The sequence below is a fragment of the Psychroserpens mesophilus genome (assembly GCF_000826645.1).
GTDB classification, from domain to species: domain Bacteria; phylum Bacteroidota; class Bacteroidia; order Flavobacteriales; family Flavobacteriaceae; genus Psychroserpens; species Psychroserpens mesophilus.
Map to the genome: position 1 here is coordinate 90,289 of NZ_JXJP01000004.1, position 22,386 is coordinate 112,674.

Annotated in this window: 22 protein-coding genes; 17 read left to right on the top strand and 5 right to left on the bottom strand. The window is 33.3% G+C overall.

Annotated features, from left to right (window positions below; all coding sequences use genetic code 11):
- The first annotated feature begins 90 nt into the window (after window positions 1-90).
- The 16 genes from TD18_RS06075 (at window position 91) to tsaB (ending at window position 15,599) form a co-directional block, all read left to right on the top strand.
- Complete coding sequence (locus tag TD18_RS06075) at window positions 91-2,196, top strand: hypothetical protein (protein WP_040249958.1); 2,106 nt, start codon at window positions 91-93, stop codon at window positions 2,194-2,196.
- 106 nt (window positions 2,197-2,302) lie between these two features.
- On the top strand, window positions 2,303-3,196 hold the full coding sequence (cyoE, locus tag TD18_RS06080; RefSeq protein ID WP_040249961.1) for a heme o synthase: 894 nt from the start codon (window positions 2,303-2,305) through the stop codon (window positions 3,194-3,196).
- A 2-nt stretch (window positions 3,197-3,198) separates the two neighbouring features.
- Complete coding sequence (locus TD18_RS06085) at window positions 3,199-3,780, top strand: cytochrome c oxidase subunit 3 (RefSeq protein ID WP_040249964.1); 582 nt, start codon at window positions 3,199-3,201, stop codon at window positions 3,778-3,780.
- Between the two features lie 138 nt (window positions 3,781-3,918).
- On the top strand, window positions 3,919-4,896 hold the full coding sequence (locus TD18_RS06090; protein ID WP_040249967.1) for a cytochrome c oxidase subunit 3: 978 nt from the start codon (window positions 3,919-3,921) through the stop codon (window positions 4,894-4,896).
- Window positions 4,897-4,917: 21 nt separating this feature from the next.
- Complete coding sequence (locus TD18_RS06095; RefSeq protein WP_040249971.1) at window positions 4,918-5,298, top strand: cytochrome C oxidase subunit IV family protein; 381 nt, start codon at window positions 4,918-4,920, stop codon at window positions 5,296-5,298.
- Between the two features lie 90 nt (window positions 5,299-5,388).
- Window positions 5,389-6,102, top strand: coding sequence for a hypothetical protein (locus TD18_RS06100; RefSeq protein WP_040249973.1), 714 nt, complete (start codon window positions 5,389-5,391; stop codon window positions 6,100-6,102).
- Window positions 6,103-6,140: 38 nt separating this feature from the next.
- Window positions 6,141-6,893 carry an SCO family protein gene (locus TD18_RS06105; RefSeq protein ID WP_040249976.1) on the top strand — a complete coding sequence of 251 codons (753 nt, stop codon included), beginning with the start codon at window positions 6,141-6,143 and terminating at the stop codon, window positions 6,891-6,893.
- Between the two features lie 9 nt (window positions 6,894-6,902).
- A complete protein-coding gene (locus TD18_RS06110; protein ID WP_040249979.1) occupies window positions 6,903-7,451 on the top strand; it encodes a DUF420 domain-containing protein in 549 nt (182 codons plus the stop codon).
- Window position 7,452: 1 nt separating this feature from the next.
- Window positions 7,453-7,680, top strand: a complete 228-nt coding sequence (locus TD18_RS06115) for a hypothetical protein (protein ID WP_040249982.1) — start codon at window positions 7,453-7,455, stop codon at window positions 7,678-7,680.
- A gap of 139 nt (window positions 7,681-7,819) precedes the next feature.
- Entirely contained in the window at window positions 7,820-8,521 is a 702-nt protein-coding gene (locus tag TD18_RS06120) for an ABC transporter ATP-binding protein (protein ID WP_040249984.1), read from the top strand.
- The gene (locus TD18_RS06125) at window positions 8,514-9,758 is read left to right on the top strand and encodes an ABC transporter permease (protein ID WP_040249989.1); all 1,245 of its coding nucleotides are present in this window, start codon (window positions 8,514-8,516) and stop codon (window positions 9,756-9,758) included. The genes TD18_RS06120 and TD18_RS06125 overlap by 8 nt, the downstream gene beginning before the upstream one ends.
- A 1-nt stretch (window position 9,759) precedes the next feature.
- The gene (locus TD18_RS06130; RefSeq protein ID WP_040249991.1) at window positions 9,760-11,019 is read left to right on the top strand and encodes an ABC transporter permease; all 1,260 of its coding nucleotides are present in this window, start codon (window positions 9,760-9,762) and stop codon (window positions 11,017-11,019) included.
- A 33-nt stretch (window positions 11,020-11,052) separates the two neighbouring features.
- Complete coding sequence (locus TD18_RS06135) at window positions 11,053-12,213, top strand: efflux RND transporter periplasmic adaptor subunit (protein ID WP_040249993.1); 1,161 nt, start codon at window positions 11,053-11,055, stop codon at window positions 12,211-12,213.
- 51 nt (window positions 12,214-12,264) lie between these two features.
- The gene (locus tag TD18_RS06140; protein ID WP_040249994.1) at window positions 12,265-13,605 is read left to right on the top strand and encodes a TolC family protein; all 1,341 of its coding nucleotides are present in this window, start codon (window positions 12,265-12,267) and stop codon (window positions 13,603-13,605) included.
- A gap of 6 nt (window positions 13,606-13,611) precedes the next feature.
- Window positions 13,612-14,910, top strand: a complete 1,299-nt coding sequence (locus TD18_RS06145; RefSeq protein ID WP_040249996.1) for an efflux RND transporter periplasmic adaptor subunit — start codon at window positions 13,612-13,614, stop codon at window positions 14,908-14,910.
- 17 nt (window positions 14,911-14,927) lie between these two features.
- The gene (gene tsaB, locus TD18_RS06150; RefSeq protein WP_040249997.1) at window positions 14,928-15,599 is read left to right on the top strand and encodes a tRNA (adenosine(37)-N6)-threonylcarbamoyltransferase complex dimerization subunit type 1 TsaB; all 672 of its coding nucleotides are present in this window, start codon (window positions 14,928-14,930) and stop codon (window positions 15,597-15,599) included.
- 2 nt (window positions 15,600-15,601) lie between these two features.
- On the opposite strand, the gene TD18_RS06155 is transcribed toward tsaB, so the two are convergent.
- The 5 genes from TD18_RS06155 to TD18_RS06175 all read right to left on the bottom strand — a co-directional run bounded on the left by TD18_RS06155 (window position 15,602) and on the right by TD18_RS06175 (window position 19,427).
- A complete protein-coding gene (locus TD18_RS06155; RefSeq protein ID WP_040250000.1) occupies window positions 15,602-16,414 on the bottom strand; it encodes a mechanosensitive ion channel family protein in 813 nt (270 codons plus the stop codon).
- 99 nt (window positions 16,415-16,513) lie between these two features.
- Entirely contained in the window at window positions 16,514-17,215 is a 702-nt protein-coding gene (locus TD18_RS16620; RefSeq protein WP_052461062.1) for a hypothetical protein, read from the bottom strand.
- 212 nt (window positions 17,216-17,427) lie between these two features.
- Window positions 17,428-18,132, bottom strand: a complete 705-nt coding sequence (locus TD18_RS06165) for a hypothetical protein (RefSeq protein WP_040250003.1) — start codon at window positions 18,130-18,132, stop codon at window positions 17,428-17,430.
- A gap of 129 nt (window positions 18,133-18,261) precedes the next feature.
- Window positions 18,262-18,462 (bottom strand): dodecin family protein, encoded by a 201-nt coding sequence (locus TD18_RS06170; RefSeq protein ID WP_040250005.1) that lies wholly within the window; start codon window positions 18,460-18,462, stop codon window positions 18,262-18,264.
- A gap of 62 nt (window positions 18,463-18,524) precedes the next feature.
- Window positions 18,525-19,427: a NifU family protein gene (locus TD18_RS06175; protein ID WP_040250008.1), complete on the bottom strand. Its 903-nt coding sequence runs from the start codon at window positions 19,425-19,427 to the stop codon at window positions 18,525-18,527.
- Between the two features lie 371 nt (window positions 19,428-19,798).
- Here TD18_RS06175 and TD18_RS06180 point away from each other — a divergent pair.
- Window positions 19,799-22,386 (top strand): choice-of-anchor L domain-containing protein (locus tag TD18_RS06180; RefSeq protein ID WP_040250011.1); only part of this gene is annotated, 2,588 nt, incomplete at its 3' end.

Consider the following 22,386-nt stretch of genomic DNA (forward strand, 5'->3'; position numbering starts at 1 on the left):
GACTTTTTTTATCTATATGAATTTGTAGGTTTTGCTTACACTTTTGAAAAAAATAGTATCTTTCCAGCATCAAAAACGCATCCTTTGTTTATGAAATATTGTTGCCTTATTATTTTTACTTTAGCTATTGGCCTTTTAAATGCACAAACAATTGAAACCTATGAGAAACCACCAATTTTTACAGGATGTGAAGGTGAACCTATTGATGATCTCAAAGCGTGTTTCAACAACAAGCTTAATCAACATATCTTCAACGCATTTAAAGTGCCGCAAATAGTAAGTGATGAGGCCTACAATGGAGATATAAAAATTCTTTTCGAAGTTGATAAAGATGGTCAAATTAATGTGCTTTATATTGATGCCGTCTATAATGAACTTAAAGATGAGACAAAACGTGTTTTTGAGGAATTGCCTAAAATTACACCAGGAACTTATAATAGTAAACCAACGTATTTTCAGTATTCCTTAAGTGTGAAAATACCATTGGTCAATCCAGAAACGATAACTAATACAGTTAAACCTTTACCTAGTGTGAAGGAGGTGGAAGATTTAAATGCTCTAGTAAGTCATGAGTTTGATAGTGTTAATATCAATACAACCAAATATGAAAAGCTTGAATATCAAAGTCAGCTAAACATCCCATTTACTCATAATTACTACGCACAGTTTGATCAGCAAATGAATGGGTTGGGCACCAATAGCCATACAGCTGCTAAGCCATTCATGTACAGTGAAGTTGCTAAATATTACGATTTTAAGGCAGAAAAAGAAGCATTAATCAGAGGTACAGATTCCTGGTGGAGTAGAAAACTCTACAATGAACATCTAGTAGCAGTTCAAGGGAAAGACTATTGGTTTACTGCAGATCCAATTTTTGATTTACAAGTTGGAAAAGATACTGAAGCTGATTTTAGTTCTACATTTAATAACACTCGTGGTATTTTGGTACAAGGAGGTTTAGGTAAGAAATTTAATTTTACAGCATCGGTTTATGAAAGTCAAGGTCGATTTGCTCAGTATTTTAATGAATATGCAGAATCAATAGCAGCTGGTAATGGTGAGCCAATTGTACCTGGTAGAGGGTTAGCCAAGCGATTTAAAACAAATGCCTATGATTATCCTGTGGCAGAAGGCTATTTGTCATATACACCCTCAAAATATATTAACATTCAATTTGGGCATGGTAAAAATTTCATAGGTGATGGTTACAGGTCGCTCTTACAAAGTGATGTAACTAGTCCGTATCCGTTTTTAAAGCTAAATACGAAATTCTGGAAAATCAAATACACCAACACCTGGATGTGGTTAAGAGATGTAAGGCCAGAAGTGACTGAAGATGGAGCCTTTCTTACAAAATATATGGCTAATCATTATTTGAGTTGGAATGTTTCAAAGCGTCTTAATATTGGTTTGTTTGAATCTGTATTATGGGCAAATGATAATAATCGAGGTTTTGATATCAATTATCTAAATCCTGTTATTTTTTATAGAGCTATTGAGTTTTCTACTGGTCAAGATGCTGGTAATGCTATCCTTGGAGCTTCAGCTAAATATAAATGGAATAATAAGGTTAATATTTATGGTCAATTAATAGTTGATGAATTTGCTATTGACGATGTTACAGGTGGTAATAAAAGTTGGAGAAATAAATTTGGATACCAGTTAGGTGTCAAATATTTTGAAGCTTTTAAGGTGAAGAATTTAATGCTTCAATTAGAATATAACAGAGTAAGACCATACACGTATTCTCATAATTCAATAGTATTAAATTATGCGCATAACAACCAGCCTATGGCGCATCTTTGGGGAGCAAATTTTAGTGAAGCTATTGTCATAGGTAGGTATAATTACAAAAGATGGTTTGCAGATGCAAAATTTATTTTCGGTAAACGAGGTTTCGATTTTAATGATGGTACTGACTTCGGAAATTATGGCTCAAATATTTACAGAACGGAAGATGATCGTGTTGCCAATGTAGGTGTTACTGTTGGTCAAGGGAATACCACTAATGTATTTCAAGCCGATGTAATGGCAGGATACATCATTAATCCTGTGAGTAATTTAAGATTGTTTACGAATGTGACCTTTCGAAATTATAACCCGCAAGCCAATACAGCTACAGCCTTAAATACAAATACGTCTTGGTTTAATGTTGGCTTAAGAACCGATTTGTTTAATTGGTATAACGATTTCTAAAATTAACTTAGCATTTAGTCTTCAATAAAAAGCGAATTACTTTTGATTAGCATTGCTCAAAACCTTTTTTCAGAGTATCTTTGCAGACGCAATAAAATCACTTGTATTGAGTACGGTAAAAACATCTATTCCTAAAGCTTCTATAATTTCCGATTTTAAAGAAATTACCAAGATAAGATTATCTGTAAGTGTTGTTTTTTCTGCAATTGCAGGATATTTGCTTGGAGCAGTTGAAGTCGATGTTTATACTTTGCTTTTATTGGCTTTTGGTGGTTATTTTATGGTTGGAGCTTCTAATGCTTACAATCAAATCATTGAAAGAGATTTAGATGCCTTGATGGACCGTACTAAAAACCGACCGGTTCCTGCTGGTCGAATGTCGGTAAGAACAGCGTTCATCATTGCAACTGTTTTTACAATTGCAGGAATTGCAACGCTTTATGTTATCAATCCTAGAACAGCAATGTATGGCGCAATATCAATTTTTTTATATACTTGTGTTTATACACCTTTAAAAACGAAAACACCTTTGGCTGTATTTGTGGGAGCAATTCCAGGTGCAATTCCTTTTATGTTAGGTTGGGTTGCTGCTCGAAATGATTTTGGTATTGAGCCAGGAACACTTTTCGCGTTACAATTTTTCTGGCAGTTTCCTCATTTTTGGGCTATCGGGTGGTTTTTATTTGACGACTATAAAAAAGGTGGTTTTTTTATGTTACCCACAGGAAAACCAGATAAAGGGACAGCAGTGCAAATTATCATGTACACTATTTGGACAATCTTAATTTCTATTATTCCAGTCTTTGGTGTTACGGGAGATTTAAAGCTATCTGTTGTAGCCGCAATAATTGTTTTTGTGCTTGGCCTAGTTATGTTGTATTATGCATTTGAGTTATTTAAAAAGCGAACGGCTAAAGCTGCAAAACAGTTGATGTTGTCAAGTGTTTCGTACATTACTTTGTTACAAATAATATATGTAATTGATAAGTTTATAAGATAAATATGGATTTAACGGAAGGAACGATACAAGAGAAAAACGATAGAGCTAAACGAATGATGCTCTGGTTCGGGATAATTTCACTTATCATGTCTTTTGCTGGCTTAACAAGTGCAGTTTTGGTAAGTAGAAAACGAGAAGATTGGATGCAGGATTTCGAAATGCCAAGTGCGTTCTTAATTAGTTGCGTGCTTATTATAGTGAGTAGCTTAACTTTTATTGTAGCTAAAAGAGCATTGAAAAATGACAACAGAACTCTAACTACAATCATGTTGCTACTAACCTTCGGATTGGGAATTGCATTTATTTACAGTCAGTTTTACGGGTTTGGTCAAATTGTGTCTTCTGGGTATAATTTTACTGGCCCAACAAGTAATGTGACTATGAGTTTTATTTATGTTATTGCTGCAGTTCATATATTACATGTAGTTGCAGGTCTTATTTCATTGTTAGTCGTAATTTATAATCATTTTAAACAAAAATATAACGCAACAGATATGCTAGGCATGAACCTTTCGGCTACGTTTTGGCATTTTATAGATATACTGTGGTTATTCTTGTTTTTGTTTTTGTCATATTTAGTTTAAATATTACATCATTTTTATAGGCTTAAAGCCTCTATCTAGTCTAGTATGATACTATGTTTTCATTTTTTAGATGATGATGTTTTTTTAGATAGATAAAATGATTATTTTTGTGCAACTTTTAATAACTAAACGCTTTATATGGATACTACAGTAGCAAATACTGGAACAGAAGGCAAAACTTGGGGTGGAGGAAACGAACCCTTAAAAGCTAGTTATGGTAAGATGATGATGTGGTTTTTTATCGTATCGGATGCCTTAACATTTTCTGGATTTTTAGCAGCTTACGGATTTTCAAGATTTAAGTTTATTGGTTCTTGGCCAATAGCAGATGAGGTGTTTACACACGTTCCGTTTTTTCATGGTAACTATCCAATGATTTATGTTGCTTTCATGACATTTATTTTAATTATGTCATCTGTAACGATGGTGCTTGCTGTAGATGCTGGACATCATATGCAAAAAGCTAAAGTTACATTTTATATGTTTTTGACCATTATTGGTGGTTTGATATTTGTCGGTTCTCAAGCGTGGGAATGGGCAACTTTCATTCAAGGTGATTATGGTGCTGTACAAACTAAAGGAGGTAATATTCTTCAGTTAGTTGATAATGAAGGGCATCGTGTGGCTATTAGTGATATTGCCATTGGAGCACATGGAGAACGTGTTCAGCATGAGCGCAAAAACGGACTTTGGTTCGTTAGTGAAGGAACGCTTCCTTCATATACTGTTGATGAAGTTTATAGTGGACTAGTAGCCAATCCAAATGTGCTTGTTAGAACTCAAGATATAAATGCTGAAGGAGAAAAAACAGTTTTATCTAGAGAAGAATCATTAAAGCAAATTAAAAATAACGGTCAGTTGGTTGTTGAAGGTGCTAATTTGCATGTTAACGAATACGGAACATCATTATTTGCTGATTTCTTTTTCTTTATAACAGGATTTCACGGGTTTCACGTGTTTTCTGGTGTAGTAATTAATATCATTATCTTTTTCAATGTAATCTTAGGAACCTACGAAAGAAGAGGGAGCTATGAAATGGTTGAGAAAGTTGGATTGTATTGGCACTTTGTAGATTTGGTTTGGGTTTTCGTATTCACATTCTTCTACCTAGTTTAATTTCGAATAATAGTATTTAAAATGGCACACGCACATAAATTAGAAATATTAAGAGGTTTAGTAAAGTTTAAATCAAATACTCAAAAAATTTGGGGAGTTTTAATATTACTTTCAATTATTACCGCTGTTGAAGTAGTATTAGGTATTTACAAACCAGAATCTTTAATGGGTGATTTTATTGGAATGAAAATCTTAAACTGGATTTTTATCATACTAACGATTGTTAAAGCTTATTACATTACTTGGGATTTTATGCATATGAGAGACGAAACTAAAGCGTTACGACGAATGGTTGTGTGGACAGCAGTCTTTTTGATATGTTACCTTGTCTTCATCTTATTACAAGAAGGAGGATATATTGAAAGTGTGTATTCTAACGGATTTGTGAAAAGAGATTTTTAACATGTTATAATTAACATAAAGTATATAAAAAGACGGTTTTTTTGAGCCGTCTTTTTTATTTTTGCAAAACAAATTAAACACAATAACCTTATGAAAAAAATGCCATTAAAAACGATACTTGTTTTGGGTATTTTGTTCTTTTTGCCAGTCCTATTTTTATTGATGTTATATCCGTCTACACACAATTATAATCCTTTAGATATTGTTGATGATTCTGTAGGTGAATTACAATTTTTTTCTTCTAATTCAGATGAGCAGGTGCAGTTAAAAGACCATATCACTATTTTAGGTTTTTTAGGAAATGAGCCTTTGGATCATGTTATTGCAGCTTCTAACTTAAAAGAATTGGTTTATGACAAGTTTAAAGGATTTAAAACGTTTCAAATTGTGATTGTGCTTCCTAAAGGAACCGAGGATAAAGCCCTTCAGCTTCAAAAGGAAATTAATAATTATGAAGATATGCGTTTTTGGTATTATGCATTTGGAGAACCTAATGATATAGCTAAGGTGTTTAATAGCCTAAAATCTGAAGAGTCGCTTGATGAAAACTTTTTCACAGATCACGTGTTTATTATTGATAAAGATTTGGCACAACGTGGAAGGATTGATGATAGAGAAGATAAGGAATTAGAACAAAACAAAACTACCTATCCTTTGTATTCTTACGATTGTATTGAAGTCGCTGAAGTGAAAAATAAAATGAGTGATGATCTTAGAATTTTGTTTACTGAGTATCGTCAAAAACGTAAAGGAAAATTTGATTCATCTTCAAGACGCGCAGAAGACTTAAAAGAAACTAAATAACAAATAAGTCCACCTTCTTTGTGGGATTTGTACGTATTATGAGCACAAGAAAAACTAATTATTCATTCATTGGCATCGCCTTTATAATTCTGGTTTTCGGTATTATTTTTGTTCCTAAAATTATAGATCGGATTACAGGTAATGATGTGACCAGAACTGAAAGCCGAAGTAAAAATGTATCTACTAAAACCAAAGGGTTTATATCCGATTTAATGTTCCTGGAAATTAATGGAGAACCTAAACAGGTGCCTTCATTTTCATTTGTAAACCAAAATGGAGATACTATTACAAATAGTGATTATGACGGTAAAGTGTATGTTGTAGAATTTTTCTTTACAACCTGTCCAACCATTTGCCCAAGAATGAATAGAAATCTGGTTCAAATTCAAAATACATTTTCAGATTTTAAAGATTTTGGAGTGGCATCATTTACGATAAACCCAGATTACGACACAAAAGAGGTATTAAAAGCCTATGCTGAAAATTATGGGATTACAAATCCGAATTGGCATTTAATGACAGGTGATAAAGACGCTCTTTATGAACTGGCAAATGTTGGTTTCAATATTTATGCTGGAGAAAACCCTAATGTTGAGGGAGGATTTGAACATTCAGGTAATTTTGCTCTCATTGATAAAAACGGTTTTATACGTTCAAGAAAAGACAACTTCGGTAATCCAAAAATATTTTATAAGGGTATCATTAGTGAGGCTGAAAAAGAAGATGAAGATGGTGAAACTGAAGAAATAAGTATGTTAAAAGAAGATATAGCTAAACTTTTAAAAGAATAATAATTCAACATGAGCGAAATTAAAAACCTTTCAGAAGAAAAAAAATACAATAAATGGATTGTCGTTTTGGCCATTCTAATTCCTGTAGTTGTGGCTATTCTTTCAAGATTAAAACTACAGGATTTCGGTATTGAAGTTGAACCGTTATCTTATTTGCCTCCGATTTATGCTGGAATCAATGGCTTAACCGCTTTAGTGCTTATTATTGCTGTAATTGCAATTAAAAATAAGAATAAAAAGCTACATGAGCGCCTAATGAAGTTTGCTATCATATTATCGGTTGCGTTTTTGGCTATGTATGTCGCTTATCATATGACTAGTGACTCTACGACATTAGGTGGTGAAGGAACCATAAAATATGTATATTATTTTATTCTTATCACACATATATTGTTGTCAATTGTTATTATTCCTTTTGTTTTAATCACTTATGTAAGAGCCATAACTAATAATATTGAACGTCATAAAAAAATAGCTAAAATTACCTTCCCACTATGGCTTTATGTTGCTATTACTGGTGTTATTGTCTATCTCATGATATCACCTTATTACGTATAGAATGAAACGTTTTGTTCTCTTTTTACTTGTCTTCTTTCTCTTGTTTATAACGAGCAATGCGCAATGTGCTATGTGTAGAGCTGTTCTGGAAAGTGAAGAAGGGCAAACGACTGCCGAAGGAGTCAATGATGGTATTATGTATCTTATGGCTATTCCCTATGTGCTTGTTGGAAGTGTCGGTTTTATCATTTATTGGACATTCTTCAGAAAGAAAATCGTTAAAAAATAAATTAATTCACACATTACTGTAACATTTCTGATATTTATAAGTCTTATAAATATCAATCAAAAAATCAATTCTTAACAAATACTTAGCATAACCCATTTAAGGATTGTTGTAATATTGTTAGGAATTAACCATCTCCATTATGATACAAATCAAAGATTTACACAAATCTTATCACATGGGAAGCAATTCGCTTCACGTTTTAAAAGGGATTAACTTTGATGTAAAAGAAGGCGAACTCGTCTCAATAATGGGTTCTTCAGGATCTGGTAAATCTACGTTGCTTAATATTTTAGGAATGCTGGATGAAGCTGATACTGGCAGTTATATTCTTGACAATGTTCCTATAAAAGGTTTGAATGAAAAAATAGCAGCTAAATATAGAAACGAATTTCTAGGTTTTATCTTTCAATCATTCAATCTAATAAACTATAAGAGTGCTTTAGATAATGTGTCAATGCCATTATATTATAAAGGCATCAAAAGAAAGGAACGTACTGAAAGAGCTATGCATTATCTCGAAAAAGTAGGCCTTGCGCAATGGTCGCACCATTTACCTAGTGAATTGTCTGGTGGACAAAAACAACGTGTTGCCATAGCAAGAGCACTGGCCAGTGATCCAAAAGTGTTACTGGCAGATGAGCCAACGGGAGCTTTAGATACCAAAACGTCTTATGAGGTTATGGAACTTATTCAAGGTATTAATGATGAAGGAAAAACCATATTAGTGGTCACTCACGAGCACGATATCGCTCAAATGACGAAACGCATTGTTAATCTCAAAGATGGTGTTATCATTGATGACAGTAAAGTAGAACAAGTAAGAGCTTCTCAATATGTTTGATATAGAACGTTGGCAAGAGATATTTGAAACCTTGAAGAAAAACAAATTAAGAACGTTTTTGACAGGTCTATCTGTGGCTTCAGGTATCTTTATTTTAGTCATTCTTCTTGGGTTTAGTAAAGGTATTGAAAATGGTGTAAAGTCTGAATTTGAGCAAGATGCTACCAATTTAATTACCGTATGGACTGGTGTGACAACTAAAAGCTATAAAGGCTTAAATCCAGGGCGTTATATCCAAATGAAAAATGAAAATTTTGATTTTATCTCCCAAAAGTATGATCAACATATAGAATATGAAACTTCACTTTTTTCAATTTGGGGAGCTGAGATTTCTTATAAAAATGAGACTGTAAATTATCAAGTTCGAGGTGCGATGCCTGGTCATCAGTTTATTGAAAATGCCGATATGGAGTCTGGAAGATTTGTCAATCAAGCAGATTTGGATGAAACTAGAAAAGTTGCAGTTATTGGTCGCAAATTAAGACAAGATTTATTCAAAGATGAAGACCCAATCAATAAAAGTATTTCTATTTATGGAATGAATTTTAAAGTCATAGGTGTGTTTATTGATCCTGGAGGAGAGCGCGAAGAACAACAGGCTTATATTCCATTATCAACATCACAAAAAGTATTTGGAGCAGGAGATGATATTCGAAACATGTTATTCACAGTTAAGATGTCTGATAACTTTGACGAAGCAGTAGCTTTATCACAAAATATGGCTAATGCAGTAGAAAATGAACTTAAGCTTATGCACACAGTTGCTCCAGATGATACGAGTGCTGTTAGAGTCTTTAATACATTGGACGAAGCTAAAAAGATTTATTCATTAGTAGCGACAATACAGGCTGTCTTTTGGTTTGTTGGTATAGGGACCATTATTGCAGGAATAGTTGGTGTTGGTAACATTATGCTCATTATCGTTAAAGAACGAACCAAAGAAATTGGTATTCGAAAAGCTTTGGGTGCCTTACCAATGTCTATAGTTGGCATGATTTTACAAGAAGCAGTTTTTGTTACCATGTTCGCTGGATTGTTCGGATTAATTTTTGGTTTAGCACTTCTTGAAATTGTTGGCCCTCAAGTAGAAAGTGATTTTTTAAAGTATCCTCAAGTAGATTTCAATATCGCGCTTACTACAGTATTTTTATTGGTATTCGCTGGAGCTATAGCTGGATTTATTCCTGCATATCGAGCAGCTAAAATTAAACCCATTGTAGCACTTAGAGACGAATAACATGTTTAGTAAAGACCGTTGGAACGAAATATTAGAAGCTTTAAATGCCAATAAGTTCAGAACTTTTTTGACCGCATTTGGTGTGTTTTGGGGTATTACAATTCTTGTTTTATTATTAGCCCTAACAAACGGTTTGAAAAATGGTGTGATGTCCGATTTTGGCGATTTCGCTACCAACTCTATGTTTATGTGGACGCAAGGCACTTCAAAGCCATATAAAGGATTGCCTAAAGGACGTTACTTTAATTATAAAATAGATGATGTTGCTGCTATAAAAAATCAGGTTCCAAATCTAAAATATGTCTCTCCCAGAAATCAATTAGGAGGTTTTAGAGGTAATAACAATGTGATTCGAGGTACGAAAACAGGTGCCTTTGAAATCTATGGTGATTATCCAGAATACATTAAACAACAACCAATGGATATTATTGACGGTCGCTTTTTGAGTTATTCTGACATTGAAGCGAAACGAAAAATATGCGTTGTTGGAACTGGCGTTGTAAAAGGGCTTTACGATAAAGATGAAGATGTTTTAGGAACCTATATTAAAATAAATGGAGTCAATTTCTTAGTCGTTGGAACGTTTAAAATGAGTAATAGCAGAGGAGATGGAGAACAGGATGCAAATACCATTTATATTCCATTTACGACTTTCGGACAAGCTTTTAACAGAGGAGATCGCGTAGGTTGGATGGCGATCACTGCTGTTGACGGTATTCCAATTACAAGTATAAAAAAGCAAGTGTTTGAATTAATGAAATCCAGACATAAAGTACATCCTGAAGATGATAGAGCTATTGGTCATTTTGATTTATCAGAACAGTTTGAACGTATTAATGGTTTGTTCTCTATTTTAACCATTGTAGGATACTTTGTGGGAGCTCTAGTTTTAATGTCTGGAATCATTGGCATAAGTAACATCATGCTTATTGTTGTTAAAGAGCGTACTAAAGAAATAGGAATAAGACGCGCTTTGGGTGCCTCACCATGGACTATCAAATCACAGATTTTACAGGAGAGTTTAATCTTAACGATTTTATCAGGAATGGTTGGAATTTCTTTTGCAGCATTAGTAATCTGGATCATGAATACCATTTTAGATAATGCAGGTCCTGTTGAAAATTTTGCAAATCCTAGCGTAAGTATGCAAGTTGTATTTACGGCTTTAATCATATTAGTGGTTTCTGGAGTTTTAGCTGGATTGATTCCAGCCAACAGCGCAACCAAAATGAAACCTGTTGACGCATTACGAATCGAATAAAATTACAATCATCAAGAAAAAATAAAATCAACCATGAAAAGAACCAAAACCGTCATCTTGTTGTTATTAATAGTTGTTGTATTTACAGCAGCTCTATATTATTTATGGCAAAAAAATCAGGAAGATCCTGTAACTTATACTTCTGAAGCACCAACAGAACAGACCATTGTCGTTAAAACTGTAGCAACAGGAAGCATAGTTCCGAAAGAAGAAATTTTAATTAAGCCAAATATTTCAGGAGTCATTGAAGAGGTATTCATCGAAGCAGGTGAATATGTTCAGCAAGGTGATCTAATAGCTCAAATTAGAGTTATTCCAAATGTCTCTAATTTAACAAGTGCTAAAAATAGTATTGCTTCCAATAGTAATGCTTTACAAACAGCTGAAATAAATTTTAAAACGCAACAAGCGATCTACGATCGTCAAAAAGCCCTTTTTGATAAAGGTGTTATTTCGGCAAATCAATTTGATGAAGTAAATAATACCTATTTACAGGCAAAACAGCGTGTCGGACAAGCAAGAATTGATGTCACACAAGCACGTCAAAACTACGATATCATTAAAACAGGAACTACGTCAGGCTTAGGGAATGTAGCGCAAACGCAAGTTAGAGCAACGGTTTCTGGGATGGTTTTAGATGTGCCAGTCAAAGCTGGAAATCAAGTCATTGAAGCTAATAATTTTAATGAAGGAACCTCAATAGCATCACTGGCTGATGTAACCAAAATGATTTTTGAAGGAAAAGTTGATGAAAGTGAAGTTGGTAAAATTAAAGAAGGTTTACCACTAGAAATTACGGTTGGAGCTATTGAAGATCAAAAATTTGATGCCGTCTTAGATTATATTGCTCCAAAAGGAGTTGAAGAAAATGGAGCGATTCAATTTGAAATAAAAGGAACACTTAAAAAAATGGATTCTACGTTTATTAGAGCTGGTTTAAGTGCCAATGCATCCATTATTCTTGAAAAAGCTGAAAAGGTTTTGGCAATTAAAGAAGCCTTGGTTCAATACGATGATGAAACTAAAAAGCCTTATGTTGAAGTTGAAGTAGGAGATCAAAAATTTGAGAGAAAAGAACTAGAATTAGGGATTAGCGATGGTATCTTTGTTGAGGTTAAAAGCGGCATAACAAAAGACGATAAAATTAAAGTTTGGAATCAGGTTCAAGGCACTCAACAATTTGGTCAACAATAATTCTAACATTTAGTGTAACACTTAACGATTTATCTAGACATATAAGACATTATGAAAAAATCAATCATTATAGCATTACTTCTTTGTGGCCTTTTAGTCAATGCACAAGAGAAAAAATGGACGTTATTAGAATGTGTGAACCATGCATTAGAAAATAATATTTCTATACAGCAATCTGAATTAGATGTAGATTTAGCTGACATAAATAAAAATCAGGCAGTGAGTAACTTTTTACCTTCATTAAATGCTAACGGTTCCTACAGTATTAATACAGGTGCAAATATTAATCCGGCTACAAACCAATTCGAAAATAATGTTTTTAGGTCAGCCTCAGGAGCTATAAATTCTGGAATTAATATTTTTAATGGTTTGGCCAACTGGAAAACACTTCAACGTTCCAAAATTAATAAAATAGCCGCAGAATACCGTTTAGATAAAATGAAGGATGATATTTCATTGTTTGTGGCTAATTCGTTTTTACAAATTCTATTTAATAGAGAACAGCTTAAAGTTTTAGTTGCTCAAAATGATGTAACTAAGGAAAATATATTAAACACACAGCAATTGGTTGACGCAGGCGTTCTTCCACAAGGCGACTTATTAGAATTGAAAGCAACGGAAGCAACGCAAAATCAACAAATTATTGCGGCTGAAAATGCCTTATTTATATCAAAATTAGGCCTTGCTCAAACCTTACAGTTAAAAGACTATGATACATTTGATATATCTGAAGAGGATTATGGATTGGTTGCTGGTGATATTTTAGAAAAAAAACCAACAGAAATTGTTGAAAAGGCTAAAGAAGAAATAAATGATGTAAAAATCGCCGAAACTAATTTTGAATTAGCAAAAAAAGATTTAGAATTGCAAAGAACAGCTTATTATCCAACCTTATCGGGATTTGTGGGTTATAATACAAGATGGGCAAGTACACAATTAAATCCGTTTACAGGAGAAGACATTCCTTTTGTTGATCAATTATATTTATTTGATGGTACTTCAGTCGGACTTCAGTTAAATGTGCCTATCTTTAATAGATTTACAACGCGAAATGGAGTAAAACGTAGTAAAGTTGAAGTAGAGCGTTCGAAGTTTCTATTAGAGCAGGCCGAATTAGATTTAGAATCTACAGTGTATCAGGCATATAATGATGCTAAAAATTCTAAAAAAACATATGAAGCCGCTCTGCAAACAGAGGAAGCTCGCAAACTGGCTTTTGAATATGCGCAAGAACGTTATGATGTTGGATTTTCGAATGCATTCGATTTTAACCAGTCACGTACTGCTTATGAAAATGCACAATCGGACGTAATAAGAACAAAATATGATTATATATTTAAGCTCAAAGTCTTAGAGTTTTATTTTGGGCTACCCATAACCGACTTAAATTAAAATAAAATGAGTAAAAGATTAAAAATTATCCTTTTAGTTGCTGGTTTACTTATAGTTGCCTTAGTGTTAGGTAAAACTATGGGATGGTTCGGTAAGAAAGGTAATTTTAAAGAAGTTGAAATTAAAAAGGTTGCCTTGTTTGATATTGTTGAAACCGTATCGGCAACGGGAAAGATTCAACCAGAAGTTGAAGTTAAGATTTCTAGTGAAGTTTCTGGAGAAATTTTAGATCTTCCATTTAAAGAAGGACAACAAGTTAACAAAGGAGACTTGTTGGTTAGAGTTAATCCAGATTTAATTCAGTCTGCTGTGAGTCGTTCTCAAGCAACATATCAAAACATACGTGCAAATTTAGAACAAGCTGAAGCGACTTTAAAGCAAGCTAAAGCCGATTACGATAGAAATAAAACACTATTTGATAAAGGGGTTATTTCCAAGTCTGAGTGGGACAGATCTATTGCAGCTTATGAAACAGCAGTTGCCGGAAGAAGTTCAGCCTATTACAGTGTTCAAAGTGCTGCTGCTTCTGTTAATGAAGCTAAAGATAATTTAAGTCGTACCGAAATTTATGCACCGATGAGTGGTACGATATCTTTACTAAATGTTGAACTAGGTGAACGCGTTGTGGGAACACAACAAATGGCAGGTACCGAAATTTTGAGAGTGGCCAACCTCAATAATATGGAAGTTGAAGTTGATGTCAATGAAAATGATATTGTCAAGGTTCAGATAGGTGATTCTACAATCGTAGAAGTAGATGCCTATTTGAAGAAAGAATTTAAAGGTATAGTTACTGAAATCGCAAATTCAGCTGCTGGAACGTTAACTGCAGACCAAGTAACTAATTTCAGAGTGAAGGTAAGAATCTTAGAAGAATCGTACCAAGACCTTATGGAAGGAAAGCCAGAATTCTTTTCACCTTTTAGACCAGGTATGACTGCTACTGTTGATATTATAACCAATAAACGCAATAATATAGTTGCAGTGCCAATAAGCTCAATCGTTATAAAAACAGATACAACTTCTGTTAAGAAAAGTTATGAAAAATCCGCTTCAGATGACATTAAACCTGAAAGTGAAGAGAAATTTGAATGTGTTTTCGTGGCTGAAAATGGAGAAGCTAAATTGAGAGTGGTTAAAACAGGTATTCAAGATGATACCAATATTGAGGTTGTTTCAGGCCTGAAAGAAGGTGATGAAATCATTACAGGACCATATAATGTGGTTTCGAAAACATTGAAGTCTGGAGATAAAGTTCAAAATAAAGATCAAGACAAGAAGGAAGAAATTCCTACAGAAGACTAATTTTATTATCAATTAATATGGCCATCATATTAAGTCTAGAAACATCTACAACAAACTGCTCAGTCTCGCTTTCAAATGAAGGGGAGACTTTAGTTTTAAAAGAAGATAACAATGCCAATTATTCGCATGCAGAATCTTTACATATTTTTATAAATGATGTGTTAAAATCAGCTAAGCTTAGTTTAAAAGATCTTGATGCAATTGCAGTGAGTAAAGGTCCTGGTTCTTATACAGGATTACGAATAGGAGTTTCTGCGGCTAAAGGATTGTGTTATGCTCTAAACATTCCACTTATTTCTGTATCAACTTTAAAAGGATTGGCATGCCAAGTGAATGTTAGTGATGGTATTATTGTGCCTATGCTTGACGCGAGACGATTGGAAGTGTATTCTGCTATTTACGATGCATCCTTTAATGAAATTCGAAATGTAGAAGCTCAAATTTTAGATGAGAATTCTTTTTTAGAGTATCTAGGTAAGGAAACGGTCTATTTCATTGGCAATGGTGTTGAAAAGACGAAACGTCTAATCGCAAATCCTAATGCCTATTTTATAGAAGATAAGTTTCCATCTTCAAATGAAATGAGCTCATTAGCTTTTGAAAAATATAAAAAAAGCGACATCGAAGATGTCGCCTATTTTGAACCCTTTTATTTAAAAGATTTCATTGCGTTAAAATCTAAAAAGTAAAATTATTCTTGTCTTTGTATTTCAACTTGATGTGGATATGGTATTTCTATTCCAGCAGCGTCAAGTGCTTCTTTTGTTTGTTCAGTGACATCAAAATACACATCCCAGTAATCTGCAGTATTGCACCAAGGTCGAACAGCAAAATTGATTGAACTGTCCGCCAATTCCATTACAGTTACTGCTGGAGCAGGTTCTTTTAATACTTTTGGGTGAGAAGTTAAGACTTGTTTTAACACATCTTTAGTTTGTTTAATATCTGAATCATAACCAACACCAAAAACTAAATCCACACGTCTTGTACCTTCAGTGGTGTAGTTAATAATGTTGCCATTAGATAATGCGCCATTAGGAATGATGATTTCTTTATTAGAAAGACCAGTTAATTTGGTTGTAAAGATTTCAATTTCTTTAACAACACCAATTTCACCTTGAGCTTCGATTAAATCTCCAATTTTTATAGGTTTGAAAATCATAAGTAAAACACCACCAGCAAAATTACCAAGAGACCCTTGAAGTGCCAGTCCGATAGCAAGACCTGCGGCAGCTAAAATCGCAGCAAAAGAAGTCGTTTCGATGCCTACAGTTCCTAAAACAACAATAATAAGTACAATTTTTAAAATCCAACCTAATAAATTTAAGAGGAACTTTTTAAGACTTTCATCATAGTCTCTTTTTTCCATGGCCTTTCTAAGACCTTTAATTAGAGATTTTATAATCCAAGATCCAATAATCCATATCGCTATTGCGCCTAATACTTTCGGACCGAAATCAACAATGATTTCGTAACCTTTATCTATCCATTTTTGTAATTCCATTAGTAAGTGTTTCGTTTTAGTGTGAACAAAAATAAAAAAACTGAATGGATTATCGCGGTGATAACACATTCAGTTTCAATAAATTTAAGATTTTATAGTTTAGAGTGTATTTATGTAATTCATCAATTGCACTAAATCTTCTTCTCTAGATGTTTTAATTTTATTTTCTTTCATATAATTAAAAACAACATCTTTATGCTTAGGAAATAACTTCGCTATTGCTCTTTTACCTCTTGGTAATTCCTTAACAAGTTTAGCGTCTCCTAGTTTTATGAAAAACTTGTCATTCCATCTTTTATATCTTGCTGATCTAGGTGTATCATAACTCGTTACAGCTCTCTTTTCGCCAATGAATGTTATTCTTTCTTTTTTCAATAAAACAGCTTCCCTATCTGAATCACTTAAAAACACAAAATAACCAAAATTTTCATTTAGATTCTCATCCATATAACCAAACACTTGGTATTTTTTGTTCAATGGAACAATTTCTACAACGATATCTCTTCTATATCTGTTTAAAGAATAGGCCGTATTGTTTTGTCCTTTTACTTCAAACTCATCTCTTAATGCGTTATATCTTACATAAAAGGTATTGCCTTGTGCTGCTGATATTTTTGCGGGAAGATATTCTTTATTAATATAAGGTGTACCTTCAACAGATTCGTTTAGTACAATAGGTGTTGTAGAAATAATTCCAGCAACTCGACTCCCTCCAACTGCTTGGCCAGCCAAAACCTCTTGGCCAGAAATAGAAATTAGGGGTAATGCAAGTGCTAGTAATAGAAGTGTTGTCTTTTTCATAAAAAATTTTTTTCAAAAAAAGCAAAAAAAAGACGAACTAAAAAGGATAATATGTTAAGATTAACGTAAATGTTTGATTAAGCTTGTTAAATATTACGTAAGTAAACTGCTACAATCAAAAATTTATTTTTTTGAGATAAATCTTAGATAAAAAAACGAATATACCATTCATAAAATGATATATTCGTCAAGTAAAATTTAATAGCATTTAACTAAAGCGTATTTACATAATTTATTAATTGGATTAAATCTTCCTCCTTAGAAGTTTTAATTCTATTTTCTTTCATATATGCGATTACACTGTCTTCATGTTCAGAAAATAGCTTAGCTAAGTCTTTCCTTTTGTTAGGTAGTTCTGAAAGTATTTTTTTACCATTGAGTTTGATGAAAAATTTATCATTTATTCTCTTGTATTTTGCAGGATCGTTACTGTCATAGCCAGTACTAGCTTTTTGCTCATCAATAAAAATAATTTTTTCTTTTTTAAACAAAACAGTTTTTGCCTTTGGGTTGGTTAAATATAAAAAGTATCCAAAATTTTCATTTCGTTCATCATCGTAGTATCCAACAACCTGATATGTTTTTTTTAACGGAAGTATTTCTATAACAATATCTCTTCGATATCTATTTAGAGCATAAGCTTTGTTTTGATCTCCTTTTACTTCAAATTCATCACTCATGGCATTATATCTAACATAAAATACATCACCTTCAGATGCAGATATCGTAGCGGGTAAAAATTTTTCGTTAATGTATGGTGAACCTTCAACGGATTCATTGAGTACTACTGGAGTAACATCTATAAGAAGGTTAACGCGACTTCCTCCAATGGCCTGACCACCTATCAACTCTTGTTGAGGAAAAGCTGAAACTATTGGAAATACGATAGCAATAAATAATATGTTTAGAGTTTTCATGAGAACTTTTTTATTAAAGATAAAAAAAATATGATAAGTATTAATATTTTGTTTGGTTTCAAAATGAAATTAAACAAAAAAAACACTTTAATTAAAGTGTTTTTTTGATTTTGATTTTGATTTGTACGGTTATTTGACTTCAAAAGTTAATTTTAAATTCACCCTAAATTCGGTGACATCATCGCCATTAACTATGGCGCTTTGCTCTTGTACATATACTGAACGAATATTTTTTACCGTTTTAGAAGCTTCTTTTACCGCTTTTTTTGTTGCATCTTCCCAGCTTTTATCTGAATTTGATAAAACCTCAATTACTTTTAATACTGCCATTTCTTATGTTATTTAAATTAAAAATATTATCCTATAAAGATAAGTATTTTAAGTGTAATCACCTAACCATTAATAGCTTCTACGGCATTTACTTTTCCACTTAACATTTCTTTCAGCATATTTTCAATTCCATTTTTTAGTGTGAATGTTGAAGAAGGACAACCACTACAGGCACCTTGTAAGATTACTTTTACAATTTTACTTTCAGCATCGTACGATTGAAATTCAATATTGCCACCATCACTGGCAACGGCTGGTTTTACATATTCCTCCAAAATGTTAATGATTTCTTTTGAAATATCATCATGTGTTTCAAATTTCGCATCAAGCACTTTATGATGTGTTTCTTCTAAATTTTGTTTATCAACTAATACGATGTCTTTAGCATTTTCAATATACACTCTAATAAATTCACGTAATTCCATGGTGATATCATTCCAGTCAGCGATATCATACTTGGTAATTGAAACAAAGTTTTCATCTAAGAAAACACTTTTCACAAATGGGAAATGAAATAATTCAGAAGCAAAAGGTGAATTTTTAGCCTCATCTATAGACTTGAATTCATGATAATTCTGAACTAATTTTTTGTTTGCAACAAATTTAATTACAGAAGGATTTGGAGTGCTTTCAGCATACACGGTTACAGGTACTTTCTTTTTGATATTTGTATCTGTAATTAAAACTCCACCATTATTAATATACGTTTCAATTTGTTCGGCAACTTCGTTTTGTACATCAGGCCATTCTACAATATTAAAGCGTTCAACAGCTATAAAATTCCCTGATATATATACTTTTTTAACAAAAGGTAAGTAAAATAATTGTTGTGCCAAAGGTGATGGCGCTGCATCATCAATAGTATTAAATTCATAACTTTCATGCTGCGTTAAAAATTTATCAGCTTCGAATTTTATAATTGTTGGATTGGAAGTATTTTTTATTGAAATTGTTACGTTATCCATAGTACTCATTTTTTTTGCAAAAATACTAAACTATTGGTTCAATACTGTATTTTTTGAGGAATACGTAATTCATATAAAATTTGGATCATACTAAAGTCAAAAAAAATGAGTTATAAAGAACATTGCTAAATGGTTTAGAACTGTTAAACTGGCAATTTTGTAAGTGATTAGAAGATGTAATTAGTTAAAATTTACTAAATTTCGCCTTTATTGTGAAAAAGCTTAACTACCACACTAAAGGAGATTAGTGCAAATACTATTTATAACAACAGGTTTAAAATAGCGTATATGGTTGTTTTTTAATTAGTTGCATTTCAATATTTTTTGCAACCTTAAGTGACAAAGCTTAGTTTACAGAGAGGTTAAGTATTATGAAAAAACTATACACGTTACTGTTATTATTGCTTTCATTTGGTTCTTTTGCTCAAGATCTATTAATGCAAGATGGTACATTCAACAGATGTGAGCCTGATGTATTTTATGATTCGGGTGGTTCTGCTGGGTCATATTCAAGTGATGAAAACTTAGTGACGACTATTTGTCCTGAAAATATTGGAGACTTTATCAGCCTTAATTTTATAACATTTAGCACACAATTAAATACAGATATTTTAACCATCTATGATGGAGATGACACAACAGCACCAATAATCGGATCCTATTCCGGAGTTGCTGGACCAGGAGTTGTTACTGCTTCAGCAACAAATACAAGTGGATGCATAACTTTTGAGTTTATATCTAACCCAACAGGAACAACAACTGGTTGGGAAGCTCTTATTACTTGTCAAGAACAATGTCAAACTATTGCGGCTTCAATAGATAGTACGAATCCTGTTGCAAATGGCGCAGGAGTGATTGAAATTCCTCCAGGAACAAATATTGATTTCAATGGAAGCGCAACATTTTCAGATGATCCAACGGGAGCTACTTATAATTGGAATTTTGGTGATAGTACAACCGATATAGGAACTACTGTTTCTCACATGTATGCTAATCCAGGTACATATAATGTAACACTTACGGTTACTGATACTAATCCGACAGGATGTTCTGATACAGTAACCATAACCGTTTTAGTTTTAGAGCCAATTGTTACAATCAATAATCCTGCATATCCTGAGTCGTCATTTACTCCAGAAGAACTGATTGAAAATGTACTCGTTTCTGGTGGATGCTCCGGAGTTGATAATTTTTCTTTTCAAGTTAACGGTACGCCAAATGCGTTTCAAACAAAAAGTTATGGGTACTTTACTAAAGGTGGAGCTGTAAACTTTCCTTTTGACGAAGGAATAGTGTTGTCAACGGGTAGAGCTTTTCCTGCGGGAAATACGCCGAATGGAGGTGCTTTAGTGTCTTTTGCTAACGGTCAGCCAGGAGACGCAGATCTTGAGGCTGCTTTAGGTCAGAATAACACAAATGATGCTACTTTTATAAAATTTAATTTTGTTCCTACAGCTGATGAGATTAGCTTTCGCTACATCATGTTTTCTGAGGAATATGATGGTAGTACAGAGTGTAGTTTTGCAGATAGTTTTGCCTTTTTACTAAGAGAAGTAGGCACCACAGCATATACTAATCTAGCCGTTTTACCAGATGGAACTCCTGTGAGTGTTACCAATATTAATAACTCTGGAGTTTGTACTGCTAACCCAGCCTTTTTTGAAGGCTATCTCTTAAATGATACTAATTATGGAGGAAGAACAGTAGTTTTAACAGCTACGGCAACTGTTATTCCTAATACAACTTACGAAATCAAATTAGTAGTTGCTGATGAAGGGGATTCAATCTGGGATTCAGCAATTTTTCTTGAAGCCGGTAGTTTTAATTTAGGAGGTGAACTTGGAGATGATATTACTATCGCTGCTGGTACAGCTGAATGTGAAGGACAGATAGTTACTTTAGATACTGAAGCACCTACAGCAATTCACACTTGGTTTAAAGATGGTGTTGAAATTGTTGGAGAAACAAGCTCTACCCTCGATATTACTGAAGGTGGTGTGTATTCTGTAAATGTTGAATTTGCTCCAGGTTGTGATTCTTCAGATTCAATTGAAGTTGAATTTAAACCTAGTCCTGTTGCTAATCCTGCCTCAGATCTTAATATATGTAGTCTAACAGGTGTTGGACAATTTAATTTAACAGATAATGATTCAGCAATTTTAGGTGCTCAAGATCCTACAGATTTCGTAATTACTTATCATCTTAGTCAGGCTGATGCAGATGCAAATTTAAACGCGCTTACCAGTCCTTATACAAATATCTCTAACCCTCAAACCGTTTACGCGAGAATCGCAGATATGACTCAAGAGTGTTATTCAACAACAACTTTTGATTTGGTTTTTAGTGTATTAGCGATTAATACTGTCACTCCGTTGCAAGTTTGTGACGATAATGCCGACGGTTTTGCAATGTTTGATTTGAGTTTAAAAAATGCTGAAGTTATTGGTGGTTTAGATTCAACTACAGTAAATGTAACTTATTATGCAACTCAAGCCGATGCAGATGCTGCAACAAACCCGTTATCGATACCATTTACAAATACGATAATTAATAATCAAACCATATTTGTCCGATTAGAAGCTAATAATGAAGCTAGCTGCTACAATACCACGACTTTAGATTTAGAGGTTATCATGAATCCATTAGCAAATTTTGTAACGCCCTTGGAGGTTTGCGATGATGACAACGATGGGTTTTCGAGTTTTGATTTAAGTTTAAAGGATTTGGAGGCCGTTGGAGTTCAAACGGGTATGGTTGTCACATATCATGAGACGCAATCAGATGCTGACAATGGGGTTAATGTACTCCCAATACCCTATGATAATATTGTACCAAATGTACAGACAGTGTATATTCGAGTAGAGAGTGGAACGACAGGTTGTTATGATACGGTAGAGTTAACATTGCTTGTTAATCCGTTGCCAGATACGGTTTCAGTTGCGCCATATGAGTTGTGTGA

What these genes read in the sequence shown, in the direction of transcription:
- TD18_RS06155 (WP_040250000.1), bottom strand. Translation starts at nt 16,414, where the DNA reads ATGGAATTACAAAAATGGATAGATAAAGGTTACGAAATCATTGTTGAT.
- TD18_RS06095 (WP_040249971.1), top strand. Translation starts at nt 4,918, where the DNA reads ATGGCACACGCACATAAATTAGAAATATTAAGAGGTTTAGTAAAGTTT.
- TD18_RS06130 (WP_040249991.1), top strand. Translation starts at nt 9,760, where the DNA reads ATGTTTAGTAAAGACCGTTGGAACGAAATATTAGAAGCTTTAAATGCC.
- TD18_RS06175 (WP_040250008.1), bottom strand. Translation starts at nt 19,427, where the DNA reads ATGGATAACGTAACAATTTCAATAAAAAATACTTCCAATCCAACAATT.
- TD18_RS06075 (WP_040249958.1), top strand. Translation starts at nt 91, where the DNA reads ATGAAATATTGTTGCCTTATTATTTTTACTTTAGCTATTGGCCTTTTA.
- TD18_RS06120 (WP_040249984.1), top strand. Translation starts at nt 7,820, where the DNA reads ATGATACAAATCAAAGATTTACACAAATCTTATCACATGGGAAGCAAT.
- TD18_RS06105 (WP_040249976.1), top strand. Translation starts at nt 6,141, where the DNA reads ATGAGCACAAGAAAAACTAATTATTCATTCATTGGCATCGCCTTTATA.
- tsaB (WP_040249997.1), top strand. Translation starts at nt 14,928, where the DNA reads ATGGCCATCATATTAAGTCTAGAAACATCTACAACAAACTGCTCAGTC.
- TD18_RS06090 (WP_040249967.1), top strand. Translation starts at nt 3,919, where the DNA reads ATGGATACTACAGTAGCAAATACTGGAACAGAAGGCAAAACTTGGGGT.
- TD18_RS06135 (WP_040249993.1), top strand. Translation starts at nt 11,053, where the DNA reads ATGAAAAGAACCAAAACCGTCATCTTGTTGTTATTAATAGTTGTTGTA.
- TD18_RS06125 (WP_040249989.1), top strand. Translation starts at nt 8,514, where the DNA reads ATGTTTGATATAGAACGTTGGCAAGAGATATTTGAAACCTTGAAGAAA.
- TD18_RS06140 (WP_040249994.1), top strand. Translation starts at nt 12,265, where the DNA reads ATGAAAAAATCAATCATTATAGCATTACTTCTTTGTGGCCTTTTAGTC.
- TD18_RS06085 (WP_040249964.1), top strand. Translation starts at nt 3,199, where the DNA reads ATGGATTTAACGGAAGGAACGATACAAGAGAAAAACGATAGAGCTAAA.
- TD18_RS06115 (WP_040249982.1), top strand. Translation starts at nt 7,453, where the DNA reads ATGAAACGTTTTGTTCTCTTTTTACTTGTCTTCTTTCTCTTGTTTATA.
- TD18_RS06165 (WP_040250003.1), bottom strand. Translation starts at nt 18,132, where the DNA reads ATGAAAACTCTAAACATATTATTTATTGCTATCGTATTTCCAATAGTT.
- TD18_RS16620 (WP_052461062.1), bottom strand. Translation starts at nt 17,215, where the DNA reads ATGAAAAAGACAACACTTCTATTACTAGCACTTGCATTACCCCTAATT.
- TD18_RS06100 (WP_040249973.1), top strand. Translation starts at nt 5,389, where the DNA reads ATGAAAAAAATGCCATTAAAAACGATACTTGTTTTGGGTATTTTGTTC.
- TD18_RS06110 (WP_040249979.1), top strand. Translation starts at nt 6,903, where the DNA reads ATGAGCGAAATTAAAAACCTTTCAGAAGAAAAAAAATACAATAAATGG.
- TD18_RS06145 (WP_040249996.1), top strand. Translation starts at nt 13,612, where the DNA reads ATGAGTAAAAGATTAAAAATTATCCTTTTAGTTGCTGGTTTACTTATA.
- TD18_RS06170 (WP_040250005.1), bottom strand. Translation starts at nt 18,462, where the DNA reads ATGGCAGTATTAAAAGTAATTGAGGTTTTATCAAATTCAGATAAAAGC.